Source organism: Microbacterium sp. CCH5-D1 (assembly GCF_001557335.1).
Taxonomy (GTDB): Bacteria; Actinomycetota; Actinomycetes; order Actinomycetales; family Microbacteriaceae; genus Microbacterium; species Microbacterium oxydans.
Map to the genome: position 1 here is coordinate 1 of NZ_LSJW01000326.1, position 13,031 is coordinate 13,031.

12 protein-coding genes are annotated in these 13,031 nt (G+C 68.5%); 8 read left to right on the top strand and 4 right to left on the bottom strand.

All coding sequences use genetic code 11. The annotated features are described in order from the left end of the window. Positions 1 to 1,052 (top strand): CDP-glycerol glycerophosphotransferase family protein (locus tag AX744_RS19805; protein ID WP_061018849.1); only part of this gene is annotated, 1,052 nt, incomplete at its 5' end. 36 nt (positions 1,053 to 1,088) lie between these two features. Here AX744_RS19805 and AX744_RS19810 read toward each other — a convergent pair. Beyond that, positions 1,089 to 2,162, bottom strand: a complete 1,074-nt coding sequence (locus AX744_RS19810) for a glycosyltransferase family 2 protein (RefSeq protein ID WP_269140016.1) — start codon at positions 2,160 to 2,162, stop codon at positions 1,089 to 1,091. A 122-nt stretch (positions 2,163 to 2,284) separates the two neighbouring features. On the opposite strand from AX744_RS19810, the gene AX744_RS19815 reads away from it, so the two are divergent. The 6 genes from AX744_RS19815 to AX744_RS19840 all read left to right on the top strand — a co-directional run bounded on the left by AX744_RS19815 (position 2,285) and on the right by AX744_RS19840 (position 8,248). Next, the gene (locus tag AX744_RS19815) at positions 2,285 to 3,568 is read left to right on the top strand and encodes a CDP-glycerol glycerophosphotransferase family protein (protein ID WP_058631844.1); all 1,284 of its coding nucleotides are present in this window, start codon (positions 2,285 to 2,287) and stop codon (positions 3,566 to 3,568) included. 2 nt (positions 3,569 to 3,570) lie between these two features. Then, positions 3,571 to 4,341, top strand: coding sequence for a biotin--[acetyl-CoA-carboxylase] ligase (locus AX744_RS19820; protein ID WP_141370976.1), 771 nt, complete (start codon positions 3,571 to 3,573; stop codon positions 4,339 to 4,341). An 86-nt stretch (positions 4,342 to 4,427) separates the two neighbouring features. Further along, complete coding sequence (locus AX744_RS19825) at positions 4,428 to 4,931, top strand: PH domain-containing protein (RefSeq protein WP_061018852.1); 504 nt, start codon at positions 4,428 to 4,430, stop codon at positions 4,929 to 4,931. A 133-nt stretch (positions 4,932 to 5,064) separates the two neighbouring features. Then, positions 5,065 to 6,189 (top strand): 5-(carboxyamino)imidazole ribonucleotide synthase, encoded by a 1,125-nt coding sequence (locus AX744_RS19830; protein WP_061018854.1) that lies wholly within the window; start codon positions 5,065 to 5,067, stop codon positions 6,187 to 6,189. Positions 6,190 to 6,329: 140 nt separating this feature from the next. Beyond that, positions 6,330 to 6,797 carry a 5-(carboxyamino)imidazole ribonucleotide mutase gene (gene purE, locus AX744_RS19835; protein WP_061018866.1) on the top strand — a complete coding sequence of 156 codons (468 nt, stop codon included), beginning with the start codon at positions 6,330 to 6,332 and terminating at the stop codon, positions 6,795 to 6,797. Beyond that, positions 6,794 to 8,248, top strand: coding sequence for an LCP family protein (locus AX744_RS19840; protein WP_061018856.1), 1,455 nt, complete (start codon positions 6,794 to 6,796; stop codon positions 8,246 to 8,248). Before purE ends, AX744_RS19840 begins: the two co-directional genes overlap by 4 nt. Positions 8,249 to 8,487: 239 nt before the next feature. Here AX744_RS19840 and AX744_RS19850 read toward each other — a convergent pair whose 3' ends face one another. Then, positions 8,488 to 9,072 (bottom strand): hypothetical protein, encoded by a 585-nt coding sequence (locus AX744_RS19850; RefSeq protein WP_061018859.1) that lies wholly within the window; start codon positions 9,070 to 9,072, stop codon positions 8,488 to 8,490. Positions 9,073 to 9,215: 143 nt separating this feature from the next. Then, a complete protein-coding gene (locus AX744_RS19855; RefSeq protein WP_061018862.1) occupies positions 9,216 to 10,979 on the bottom strand; it encodes a DUF4012 domain-containing protein in 1,764 nt (587 codons plus the stop codon). Between the two features lie 122 nt (positions 10,980 to 11,101). Between AX744_RS19855 and AX744_RS19860 the strand changes: the two genes are divergently transcribed. Further along, on the top strand, positions 11,102 to 12,175 hold the full coding sequence (locus AX744_RS19860) for a glycosyltransferase (RefSeq protein ID WP_061018864.1): 1,074 nt from the start codon (positions 11,102 to 11,104) through the stop codon (positions 12,173 to 12,175). A gap of 1 nt (position 12,176) precedes the next feature. Here AX744_RS19860 and AX744_RS19865 read toward each other — a convergent pair whose 3' ends face one another. Then, positions 12,177 to 12,881 carry an ABC transporter ATP-binding protein gene (locus tag AX744_RS19865; RefSeq protein ID WP_442922846.1) on the bottom strand — a complete coding sequence of 235 codons (705 nt, stop codon included), beginning with the start codon at positions 12,879 to 12,881 and terminating at the stop codon, positions 12,177 to 12,179. Between the last annotated feature and the right edge of the window lie 150 nt (positions 12,882 to 13,031).

Below are 13,031 nucleotides of genomic sequence, written 5' to 3' on the forward strand. Positions count from 1 at the left end.
CCGAGAACGCGGTGTTCTTCGAGAGCTTCTACGGCCGCAGCGTCGGCTGCAACCCGCGGGCCATCGATCGCGAACTCGCGGCGCGTGCTCCAGAGGTGCGCCGGTACTGGAGCGTCGTCGACCTCTCCGTCGAGGTCCCGGAAGGAGCGATCGCCGTCGTCGAGGGCAGTCCGCAGTGGTGGCACGCTCGCGGGGCGGCCCGGCTGCTCGTGGTGAACGACTGGCTGCGCCGACGTTTCGCACGCAAGCCGGGACAGAAAGTGCTCCAGACATGGCACGGCACGCCGCTCAAGCGACTGGCCCTGCACCGCCCCGGCTTCGACCCGCGGCGCATGGCCGCCGTCGTGAAGGAGTCACGGCGTTGGGACGTCCTGCTGGCGCAGAACACCTATTCCGAACGCATCCTCCGCAAGGCCTACGCCTTCTTCGGACGCCCGATCTGGGTGGAGGGCTACCCGCGGAACGACGCGCTCACCACGGGGGATCCCGTCGCGGTCCGCGCATCGTTGGGTATCGGGGCGGATGAGCGTGTGCTCCTCTACGCGCCGACGTGGCGGGACGACCGCGCGGAGATGGTGGACTTCATCGACGCTGAGCTGCTGGCACGCGAGGCCGACGCCGTTGTCCTCGTCCGCGGGCACTCGCGCACCCTGGAGCAGGGGCGGGACCGCGCAGGTGCGCGTGTCATCGACGTGACCGGGTACCCGGAGACCGCGCGGCTGCTCCTCGCCGCCGACGCACTGATCACCGACTACTCCTCTGTCATGTTCGACTTCAGCGTGACCGGCAAGCCCATGTACTTCCTGGTTCCCGATATCGATCACTACCGCGGACAGCTGCGGGGCTTCTACTTCGATCTCGCCGAGAGGGCACCAGGGCCGCTCGTGCGCACGCAGGAGGAGCTCACCGCCGCTCTCGCCGATTCAGGGCACGACGCCGTCTACGCGGCGCGGTACGCCGCCTGGCGGAGGCAGTTCAACTCGCGCGACGACGGTCACGCCGCCGAGCGCGTGGTCGACCGGATCCTCGATCTGGGGTTCGTCACGCGCTGATAGCGCCGGTGGTGTGGGCTGGTGTCTGCCGCCGGCTCAGGGAAGAGGCGTGTTGCGGGTGCCGAGACGCGAGGCATCCACGGTGTCGCGGGCGCCGCGCAGGACCCCGCCGAGGAAGCCCAGTCCCCACGAGACGTGCATGGTCGGGAGCACCAGGATCGTCCAGAGTCGTTGGCGGAAGCCGCCGCCGCCTGGTGCGAGAGCGACCCCGAGGACGAGAAGAAGGTACAGCGCGAGCGGTCCGTAGACGAGGATCGACGCGACGAGGGAGGCTGCTCCGGCGAGCACCCCCGTCACCTGCAGCACAGCGAGGACGACCGCGAGAGCGATGACCACGACCAGCGCCGGGGGAGCGAAGTAGCGGATTCCGTTGCTCCTGCCGAATCGGCGTACGAGCTCACCCCTCCAGGCGCCTGTCGCCCGGAACTGTCGAGCCAGGCGCAGCCAGCTCTCCCGCGGCCAGTAGGTCACAGAGAGGGCGGGGTCGAACCACACGCGGTGTCCGGCCTGACGGATCCTCAGGTTGAGTTCCCAGTCCTCGCCTCGTCGGATCGAGTCGTCGAACAGGCCGACCTCGTCGAGCACCTCGCGTCGCATCACACCGAGGTAGGCCGACTGCGCCTCACCTTCGTGCGCGCTCCCGTGGTAGGCGCCGCCGCCGAGTCCGACCGGGGAGTTGTAGAGCCGCGCGACCGCCTTCTGGAACGGGGTGCGCCCTTCGGCGTGCATCACCCCGCCGACATTCGCCGACCCGGTCCGCTCCAGGGTCTCCATCGCGCGGGCGGCGTAGCCGGGGGAGAGCTCGGAGTGCGCGTCGACGCGCACGATCGTGTCATAGCGACTCGCGCGGATGGCGGCGTTCAGGCCCACCGGGATGTGCGCGGCGGGGTTTTCGACCAACCGGATCCGGTCATCTGCTTCGGCGAGTCGGCGTGCGAGCTCTGTGGTGCCGTCCGTCGACGGTCCCAGCGCGAGCACCAGCTCCGTCGGCGCATCGACGTCCTGCGCGAGCACCGAGGCGATCGCATGCTCGAGGTAGGCGCGCTCGTTGAGCACCGGCATCACGAAGGACACCCCTGAAGGGGGAGCGGGGAATTCGGATGCGGACACATGACGATCATGGCACGGCGCCGACGGACGTTCCCTGAGGGGCGCGGGAACGGCGCTCCTCGGTCAGCTGGACGCGGCGACCTACGCCGGTGGGCACGATCAGGACGAACTATCCTGGAGGGATGGGTGCACTGTCTGACGCGAAGAAGGCATACCGTCTGCTGAAGCGGGCGCTCGCGTCACGCTCGGCGGTGCAGCGCGTGCGGCGGCACCTCGCGGAGCAGGAACCGCTTCCCGCCGGTCACTTCAAGGTCGCGGTCTACTTCGCCGACGGCGCCGTGAACATGTACCAGATGCGCCAGTGGTACCGCCCGCTCATCGAGCTCTCGAAGCGCTGGCCCGTCGTGGTGCTCTCCCGGCAGGCGACCGGGGCCGAGAAGCTGCTCGAGGAGGACTCGCCACCGGTGGCGTTCGTGCCGACGGTGCGTGATCTGGAGCGCTTCATCGCGACGCAGGACATCCGTGTCGTGCTCTACGTGAACCAGAACACCCGCAACTTCCAGATGTTCCGCTACGGACGGCGCTGGCACGTCTTCATCAATCACGGCGAGTCCGACAAGATGTACATGACGACGAACCAGTACAAGGCGTACGACTATGCCTTCGTCGCCGGTCAGGCTGCGCGGGATCGGCTCTCACGCACACTGTGGGATTACGACGTCGACCGCCGCACGATCGAGATCGGCCGTCCGCAGGCGGATCACTACTCCGGGACCCTTCCCTACACGCCGGACGAGCGCACCGTCGTGCTGTACGCCCCCACGTGGGAGGGCGATCGTCCCAGTGCCCACTACGGCTCCATCGCCTCGCACGGCGAGAGCCTCGTGAACCGACTGCTGGCGACCGGCGCGCACCGCGTGATCTACCGTCCCCACCCGCGCAGCGGGGTGGTCGACGAGGAGTACGGTGCGGCGCATCGGCGCATCGTGGCGGCCATCGAGGCTGCGAACGCCGCCGACGCTACCGCTCATCACGTCTATGACGCCGCCCCCGAACTCGGCTGGCAGCTCACGGCCGCCGATGTCGCGATCGTCGACATCTCCGCCATGGTCTACGACAGGCTCGCGGCGGGGAAGCCCCTCATGATCACCCGGCCGGCCGACGAGCAGGCGTCGATCGACACGCAGGGCTACCTGTCGGACTGCGAGTGGCTCACCGTCGAGGGTGCCGACGATATCGTGGCGGAGGTCGAGAGGGTCCGGGCCGACGAGGCGGCGATCGCCCGACTCCGGATGTGGGTGCAGCACTACTTCGGCGACACCACGCAGGGGGTGGCGACGGCGAAGTTCCATGCCGCTGTCGAACGCCTGATGCAGGAGTGGGAGCACTGGCATTCCCGCGAGGTCGGGAGCGTCCGTGACGACGAGGACGATGACGACGAAGAAGCCGAAGACGAGGACGCCTGAGCATGCGGTTCCCGCAGTCGAGCGCGATCGTGCCCCGCTTCGTGCAGGTGGATCACACCGGTTCCACGAACGCCGACCTGCGGGCGCACGCTGCTGAGGTCGAGGGGTGGCCGCACCTGGCGACTCTGGTGACCCGCGATCAGCGTGCTGGACGTGGCCGTCTCGACCGCACCTGGGTCGCTCCAGCCGGCTCGGCGCTCGCCGTCTCGGTGCTGTTGCGGACACTGCCGGCGGAGCCCACGGCGCGCGGGTGGATTCCACTCGCCGCCGGCGCCGCGATGGTGAAGGCGATCGGCGCGCAGCTTCCCGGTCACGACGTCTCCATGAAGTGGCCGAACGATGTGCTCGTCGACGCGCACAAGATCTGCGGCATCCTCGCGGAGGCGACCGCGGACGCGGTGGTGGTGGGTGCCGGGGTCAACACGGAGATGACACGCGAGCAGCTTCCTCTGCCCACCGCGACGTCGTTCGCCGCGCTGGGCGCTGCCGTGGACGAGGACCTGCTGCTGTCGGTATACCTGGAGACGCTCGACCGCCATCTGGCCGCGCTCACCGCTTCGGAGGACGCGGTCGCGAGCGGTCTGCACGGTGTCGTCTCGGCGCTGTGCGCGACCATCGGACAGGCGGTGCGGGTGTCGATGCCTGCCGGAGCGGTACTGGAGGGCGTGGCGTCGTCGATCGACGCGGAAGGCCGTCTTCTCGTCGTGTCGGACGGCCGGGAACATGCTGTCTCGGCCGGTGACGTCGTGCACGTGCGGCCTGCCGGAAGCTGACACGCCGTCGCACAGACGGCTTTGTCGCAGATCACAGGCACAATGGTGGGGTGACCCAGCCTGTGACGCTCGGTGGACGGCCTCTGATGCCGCCGCCCGGAACGCCTTCGGAGGAGTTGCTGATCGCGCGCTTCCGGAGCCACGCGCGGCGTCTGTTCTGGTCTGCCGTCGTGCTCATCGCGGCGTTCGGGGCCACGGGCTACTTCTTCGGCAACCTGCCGGAGGGGTTCGCGGACTGGATGCTCCTCGCCGCCGCCGGGGCGTTGGTGCTCTTCGCCGTCGTGCTGCCGTTCATCATCTGGTACTCCCGGACCACCACGGTCACCACCAGACGGGTCATCGCCCGTCAGGGGCTCGGAGCCCGGAGTCGTCATGAGATGTCCCATGCGCGCGGCTACACCATCGCCGTGCGTCGCGGTCCGCTACAGCGCCTGTGGGGCTCGGGAACCATCATCCTCTCGAACGGTGTCGATGCTCCCCTCCGACTGCCCAACGTCCCCAACGTGACCCTCGTGCACGAGACGCTCGCAGACCAGATCGAGGTCGGGCAGATCCTCGCCCATCGCGACGCACAGGCCGTCGGCGACTGAACCGCGAGTCGACCGCGGCGGGTGCACCGTACAGGTGCACGGTAGAGCTGCACCATCGCGCCGCCATATCCGCAACCTGTCGTGCGCGCCATGATCGGTGAGCGAGAATGGGAAGGACGAATGGAGGCGGCACATGGCGCTGCGTGTGGGCGTGATCGGCGGAGGACAGCTGGCACGGATGATGATCGCTCCGGCGGTCGAGCTCGGACTCGATCTGCGAGTGCTCGCCGAGGATGAGGGGATGTCCGCCGGGCTCGCGGCCACGGCCGTCGGCGACTATCGCGATCTGGAGACCGTGCGCGCATTCGCGGCCGATGTCGACGTCGTCACCTTCGACCACGAGCACGTTCCGCAGGATGTCCTTCGTCAGCTGGTCGACGGCGGTGTGGTCGTCCACCCCGGACCGGACGCGCTGCAGTACGCCCAGGACAAGATCGTGATGCGCAGGCGCCTCGCGGAACTCGGAGTGCCTCAGCCCGAATGGGCTGTGGTGCGCACGGAGCCCGAACTCCAAGCCTTCCTGGACGAGCACGGAGGCGCCGGTGTGGTGAAGACGCCACGCGGCGGGTACGACGGCAAGGGTGTGCGCGTCGTGCGTGCGGCCGCGGAGGCGCAGGACTGGCTGGTGGCGCTCGCCGAAGGTGACGCGCTCCTCGTCGAGGAACTCGTCCCGTTCGTGCGTGAGCTCGCGCAGCAGGTCGCGCGTCGCGCCGGTGGCGAGATGGTCGCGTATCCGGTGGTCGAGACGGTGCAGCGTGATGGCGTGTGCGCCGAGGTCATCGCTCCCGCTCCCGCTGCGACGGAACGACTCGCGGAGGTCGCCGAGGGGATCGGTCGCGCCATCGCCGAGGGGCTGGGGGTGACCGGGATGCTCGCGGTCGAACTGTTCGAGACCGACGACGAGCGAATCCTCGTGAACGAGCTCGCGATGCGTCCGCACAACAGCGGGCACTGGAGCCAGGATGGTGCCGTCACCGGCCAGTTCGAACAGCACCTGCGTGCAGTCGCCGACCTTCCGCTCGGCAGCACTGCACCGCGGGCGCCCTGGTCCGTCATGGTGAACATCCTCGGGGGACCGGCTGAGGGCACCATCGAGGAGCGGTTCGGTGCGGCGATGGCTGAGCACCCGCAGGCGAAGATCCACACGTACGGGAAGGCTCCGAGGCCCGGCCGCAAGGTCGGTCACGTGAACGTCGCTGATGCGGACCTCGACGATGCGGTCTACGTCGCGCGAGCCGTCGCCGCCCACTTCAACTGATCAGCGACCGGCAGGGCCGACTCCCGGAAACATGCGGGATCAGAGGTGTGCCGTTCGGGGAATCTCACAGCACCAGACCGTACCCTGATCTGGTGACTGAGCCACTGCACTCCTCCGCCGCACCTCTCGTCGGCGTCGTGATGGGATCCGACTCCGACTGGCGCGTGATGAGCGACGCATCTCAGGCCCTCACGGACTTCGGAGTACCGCACGAGGTCGAGGTGGTGTCGGCGCACCGGACCCCCGACAAGCTCATGTCGTACGCGCGCGAAGCACGCTCCCGCGGCATCCGCGTCATCATCGCCGGTGCCGGGGGAGCTGCTCACCTTCCCGGGATGCTCGCTTCGATGACGCCGCTGCCCGTGGTGGGAGTGCCGGTGCCGCTCGCCTTCCTCGACGGCATGGACTCGCTCCTGTCCATCGTGCAGATGCCCGCAGGCATCCCGGTGGCGACGGTCTCCATCGGCGGAGCCCGCAACGCCGGTCTGCTCGCCGCACGCATCCTCGGGACCTCGGATGTCGCGCTCGCGGATCGCGTCGAGCAGTATGCCCGCGACCTCGAGGCGCAGGTCGAGGAGAAGAACGAACGGTTGAAGGGCTCGCTGTGACCCTTGCGCCTCCGCGCGCATCACAGCGCCCGCTCATCGAGACCCGGCCGCTACGGCACCCGGACTCCGCCGACCCCGGCGTGATGACCAAGCGCGGCTGGTGGCTGCTCGTGATGAACCTCCTGGTGCCGGGCTCGGCGCAGGTCGTCGCGGGCAATCGGCGACTCGGTCGATTCGGGCTCGGCGCCACCCTGCTCGCCTGGTTCCTCGCGATCGTCACGGTGGCGCTCGCCCTGTTCGCCCGTCCCGTCCTGCTGTGGCTCACGATCGGTGGGGGATTCTTCTCCACCGTGGTCCTGACACTCGTGCAGGCGCTGCTCGTCGGCTACGTCGTGCTCTGGGCGGTGCTGACGTTCGACACGTTGCGCATGGTGAGGCTCGTCAAGCTGCCCACCCTGTCCCGGCTCGCCATCCCGGTCGTCGCGCTGGTCCTCCTGGGACTCGTGGGCGGCGGGGCAGCTTATGCGGCCACGGCCGTGGGGTCCGTCCGCAACACCATCGGATCGATCTTCGGTCAGAGCGGCCCCAGCGTCGCGCCCAGCGACGGCTATTACAACATCCTCCTCCTCGGAGCGGACAGCGGCGACGGCCGTGACTCGATGCGCTTCGACAGCATCTCTGTGGTCTCGGTGAATGCCGACACCGGTGCCGTGACGATCACCGGCATCCCGCGAGAACTCCCGAACGCACCGTTCAGCGACGGCAGCCCGATGCAGGAGCTGTATCCCGACGGTTTCGAGGGGCATGGCTCCTCGACCTGCGGTTGGAACGGGTGGATGAACCACGTACGCAACGCCGCTGAGGTCTGCCGGGAGGACGGCGGCAAGGGGCTCTACCCCGACGCCGTCGCCAAAGGCTCGGAACCGGGCATCGAGGCCACCAAGGACGCCGCAGAGGGAGTCCTCGGGATCGAGATCCCGTACTACGTGTTCGTCGACATGCACGGGTTCGCTGAGCTCGTCGACGCGCTGGGTGGGGTCGAGATCAACGTCACGGAGCGCCTGCCCAAGGGCGGTCCGCCCGAGGGGTGGACGGGCAGCGATGTGAACGAGTGGGCCATCGGGTGGATCGAGCCCGGCAAGCAGCGCATGGATGGCGACACGGCGCAGTGGTACGCCCGCTCGCGGTACACCACCAGCGACTGGGATCGGATGAAGCGTCAGCGGGAACTGCAGGCGGCCATTCTCGCGCAGTTCACCCCGCAGACGGTGCTCACACGTTTCAACGAAGTGGCAGCGGCGGGTACGGCGTTGATCAGCACCGACCTTCCCTCCGACAAGCTGCCCGAGTTCTTCGACCTGATGCTGAAGGCGAAGGAGCAGCCGGTCACCACGATCGAGCTCACGCCCGATTCTGGCGTCGACGAGCACCAGCCGGACTACGCGTTCATCCGCGACATGATCCAGCAGAAGCTGCACCCCCCGACGGCGACGCCGACGCCCGAGCCCTGATCGAGAGTCCCGGGCGAGGCGTGCTGGACTTCCCACGACGGCCAGGGCGAAGCCGTGTACCCGGGCACCGTCGGCACCGGCGCTCCTGAGCGCACGCGCGACAAAGCCCACGACCGCCTCCCGGAGGAGGACAGCCGTGGGCTTCCGGCGACTTTCCGCCGGATGCACCAGACGACGGTGATCGGAGGGGGAGGGATCACCGTCGTCCAGTCGACCACCGCACGAGGCGGCAGCCGGACCTAGGCGCGCTTGCGGCGCGAGGCTCCCATTGCGACGAGGGCTCCGCCGGCCACCAGAGCTGCTGCTCCGCCGCCGAGGATCCACGGCGACACGTCTCCACCGGTCAGGGCCAGCTCGATGCCGCCCCCGGTGAGGGGAAGCTCGGAGCCCGCAGCCGCGACGCCGGGATCGTGGTCGCAGCTGGCCGCGGCATCGTGTCCGTGCGACACGGTGATGGTCGCGGTGTACGAGCGCGAGCCGTTGAAGGCGACCGCGTAGGAGCCTTCGCCGTCGGACGGCGGGCGGAACGTGAGCGTCATGCTCCCGTCAGCGGCCGCGGTGTTGCCCGAGATCGCAGCCTTCGCGGCGTTGTAGCCGGACACCGCCACGGTGACGTTCTCGGACGGAACGAAGTAGCCGGGACCGAACACGATCGTCGACGCTTCGCAGATGTCGATGATGGGGTCGCCGACCTTGGCGCCGGGAGGCGTCGGATAGGAATCGGACGACGCGACAGGTGCAGTCGGCGCAGCGGTGGCCACGGTTGGCGCGACGAAGACGAGCGCGCCGGCGGCAAGGCTGATGGCAGCCAGTTTCTTCAGCATGATTTCTCCCCAGAATTTCACGCGGAATCGCCTTTGGACACACCCCTGCATCCAACTGCGTGGCGTCTTCCTGCCCCCACGGCAGGATGACAGACGCCAGATATTCCCCAGTGAGTCGACGATACCCTATCGGGCGGCGAAAGTCACGAAGCGCATCGCAGCGGTTCCCGTGTCACCTCGGGGGTGTCGATGAGGGGGGTGTGCAGCACCTCGGTGAGTCTCTGCCCTGCACCCGTGCCCTGGAACTCGACGGTGATCGTCGTCGACTCGCCAGGCGCGAGTGACACCTCGTGCTGAACCGCCGAGCGGTCGCCGATCATCGCGGTCTGAACGCCCTCTTCCGCTCCGTCACGATCGATGTGCGAAGGCGTCGCTCCTTCCGGGCCGTACACGGCGATCAGGGTCCGCACCGTGCCGGCGGGCACGCCGTAGAAGCCGTCGGCCGTGACGTAGGTGGGCAACGAGGTGGCGGCGTCGGCGGGCGCGGTGTTGGTCCACGTCACGCGCACCTGGGTCGTCGGCTGGCCCTGGCAGGTGCCGACCGACGTCGAGAGGGACGCCCTGGTGTAGTAGTCCATCTTCCCGCCGGTCGTGTCGTTGATCAGCACGCCGACGTAGGTCGCATCGCCGGTGTCCGCGGGGATCGTGCCGCCGAGGTCGGAGTCGGCGAGCACGGCCTCCTCATCTTCGTGAGCACTCCAGATGCGGATGCGTCCTTCCGCCGCGGAGTCCGCGAGTGCTCCCAGCAGAGCTCGTGGCTCTGCGCCGGAGAGCGCAGCGCCGAACAACGCCCCTGCGGCCTGCGCGAAGATCTCGTCCTGCACCGCGGGGTCGGGGACTGCGGCGTAGATCTGCGAGAGAAGGATGTCGGTGACGTTGTCGGAGCTCGCCGTGAAAGGTCCGAACGTGAGGTCGCCGGTGGCAGCGAGCAGGTGCTTCGCCACGACCGCGTCGACGGCGACGACACCGTCGACGGTTCCGCCGAATCGGCCCTGCCACCGTGTGGCGATCGCGGCACCTGCTTCGCGGAAGTCCGGGATGCTCGTGATGTTCTGCAGATAGCGACCTGGACGGTCCTCGAACAGGGCGGTCGTCGAGTCGCTGAGCGGCAGGGCCGTATCGAGCGGGGGGAAGTCGCGAGTCGATGCCTGAGTCTGGAGGGTGATCCTTCCGTTCTCGGCGTGCAGCAGCGCGATCGCCCCGATGATTCCCCCCGAGGAGCGCAGTTCCGCATTGTTCTGCATCGCGAGCACGTAGGTACGAGGGCCTTCGCCGCCGAGCATGGTCGGCAGCAGCACGGCAGCACCGTGCAGCGAGCCGACCACCGTCGCGGCTTCGGTGACGGAGGAACGCATCGTGCGGATGGCATCGGCGAGCGGGGGGAGCGTCGCATCGGCGTCGATGCGACGTGCCTGCTGCTGCGCGGCCGTGAGCGCGGTCTCGGCGGTTCCCAGGGGGCCTGCGATCTCTGCGAACGGTGCGAGGTCGATGGAGCCGCCGGTGAAGCCGAGGCTCGCCAGATCGAAGTCCGCCGCCACGTCGAGGAGCGGCGTCAGCGCGTCGGATGACACGTCGTCGGCGATCTCGGCGATGTCGCTGACGGCACTGAAGTTGGGGCCGACCCATGGCAGTGCTCCGAACGCGTGCCAGACCGGGTCGGAGGTGAGGTCGTGCGCGGAGTCCGCATTGTGCGCGATGCTCCTGGCGAGGGGCTTGGCTGCGTCGAGGTCACCGGCCGCGATCGCCGCCTTCAGCTGCGCGCTGCCTTTGGCCACCTGCTGAAGATCGCTCACCGCGCCGAACCCTCGGATGGCGACCCAGCCGATCGCGACGACCAGAAGGGACAGAAGAACGCCGACGGTCCACCCGATCCATCGGCGTCGGACGGGAAGTCGACCATCGCTCACTCGAGCATTCAAGCACGAACCTCTGCTGCCGTGGTGGGCGGAAACTGTGCGAACGCTGACATTCGCGCGTCTCCGGCTGTGTGCTCCGCGGGGGAGAGGTATGGCGAGGATAGCCTGGGGCCATGGGTGCTCGGCTACGCGTTGTTCTGGATCAGCTCGCGAGCGTCGTCGATCCCGACCACGCCGAGGCAGCGGTCGGGCTGGTCGGCGGTCTGGTCGCCACGGCGCCGTCGGGATGCGCGGTCGATGCGATCGTCCCCGCAGGTGCTTCCGTGCCGGTGGCGGGGATCGCCGACGTGCGCACGCTCGCCATGGGCCGGCGTGAGCTCGCCGCGGCCTGGCAGCTCGGCATCGCCCCCGGTGTCGGCGGAGGGCTCATCCACTCGCCGACCCTGATGGCACCGCTCGTCCGACACGACCGGCTTCACGACAACGATCAGACGACCGTCACGGTGTGGGATCTGCGTGCCTGGGACGCTCCGGAGCAGTTGTCCAAGGGGGCCGTCGCGTGGCAGCGCGGCATGCTCAGGCGTGCCGTGAGACACGCCGACGCCGTGGTGGTGCCCTCTCATGCCGTCGCCGAGAGACTCGCCGAGCTCGCGAAGCTCGGCGACCGCATCCGCGTGATCGCAGGTGCACCGCCGCAGGGTTTCGGCGGTGCCGGCGAGGGAGCCGCTCCCCGCGGTGTACTGTCGCCTACCGGCGGGTATCTGGTGCTCACAGGGTCTGTCGCCGAAGCGGCGGAAGGCTTCCGCGGAGCGGTGGCGGCCGGTCTCGATGCCATCGTCATCGATGCACCGGAGGGATCCGAGCCCCGCTACGTGGAGGCGGCCTCCGCGTCGGGACTCCCGGAGCGCCGCGTGCATGTGCGAGGCGCCCTCTCGGCCGAAGACCGTGCTGGTGTCCTCGAGGGTGCCTCTGCGTATGTGGCCGCCGACGCCACGGCAGGGTGGCCCTGGCGTGCCGTGGAGGCGATGACGCTGGGACTGCCGGTCGTCGCCGTCGACAGCGGTTCGCATCGTGATGTCATCTCTGACGGCGGGCGGATCGTCCCCGTCGATGCGATCGCGGAGGCGGTCGAGGATGCGGCAGGCGGATCCGCCGAACGCCTCAAGGTGCTCGCGTCCGATCGGTCGCGAGCCTTCTCCTGGGCGAGTTCAGCCGAACGCCTCTGGGGACTGCACGCGGACCTCTGAATCAGGCTCGCATCAGTTCGACGGCGTCCTTGCTCGGACCGTCGAAGTGCACCTTCCCGCCCTTGAGCAGGATGCCGCGCTCGCAGAGATTCGACACCATGTTGAGGTCGTGGCTCACGACGACGAGGGTCTTCCCCTGCGCGTGCAGCTCTCGGACGCGGGCGAGGCACTTCTTCTGGAAAGGCTCGTCGCCCACCGAGAGGATCTCGTCGATGAGGAGCACATCCATCTCGGTGTGGATCGCCACGGAGAAGGCCAGGCGCAGGAACATCCCGGAGGAGTAGTGCTTGACCTCGGTGTCGATGAACTTCTCGATCTCGCTGAAGGCGACGATCTCGTCGTAGCGAGCCTCGGTCTCCTTCTTGCTCATGCCGAGAATCGCGGCATTCAGGAAGATGTTCTCCCTGCCGGAGAGATCGGGGTGGAACCCGGCGCCGACCTCGATGAGTCCGGCTACTCGACCACGCGTGAGGGCGGTGCCGGTGTCGGGCTCGAGCACTCCGGAGATCAGCTTGAGCATGGTGGATTTGCCGGAGCCGTTGAATCCGAGGAGCGCGACCGACTCGCCCTCGCCGATCTCGAACGACACTCCGTCGAGGGCGTGGAAGTTCGTCGTGAGCGGCTTACGGCGGATGGCAGCGAGGGCTGTCTCCTTGATCGAATGCGTGTGACGAAGCTTGAAGGTCTTGTGCACGTCGTCGATCACGACGCGGGGCAGTGTCTGTGTCAGGGGCTCAGAGATCTTGGGCAAAACGGCCCTCCAGTCGGCGGAAGACGAGCTGGCCGATGACCAGCGCGGCGAGAGACGTCACGAGGGCGATCAGCCCGTACATCCAGAGGTCGGGGAGAGGGGAGG

Excerpts from the sequence above, each read along its gene's own strand:
- purE (WP_061018866.1), top strand. The coding sequence starts at position 6,330 with ATGGGATCCGACTCCGACTGGCGCGTGATGAGCGACGCATCTCAGGCC.
- AX744_RS19815 (WP_058631844.1), top strand. The coding sequence starts at position 2,285 with ATGGGTGCACTGTCTGACGCGAAGAAGGCATACCGTCTGCTGAAGCGG.
- AX744_RS19850 (WP_061018859.1), bottom strand. The coding sequence starts at position 9,072 with ATGCTGAAGAAACTGGCTGCCATCAGCCTTGCCGCCGGCGCGCTCGTC.
- AX744_RS19820 (WP_141370976.1), top strand. The coding sequence starts at position 3,571 with ATGCGGTTCCCGCAGTCGAGCGCGATCGTGCCCCGCTTCGTGCAGGTG.
- AX744_RS19860 (WP_061018864.1), top strand. The coding sequence starts at position 11,102 with ATGGGTGCTCGGCTACGCGTTGTTCTGGATCAGCTCGCGAGCGTCGTC.
- AX744_RS19830 (WP_061018854.1), top strand. The coding sequence starts at position 5,065 with ATGGCGCTGCGTGTGGGCGTGATCGGCGGAGGACAGCTGGCACGGATG.
- AX744_RS19825 (WP_061018852.1), top strand. The coding sequence starts at position 4,428 with ATGCCGCCGCCCGGAACGCCTTCGGAGGAGTTGCTGATCGCGCGCTTC.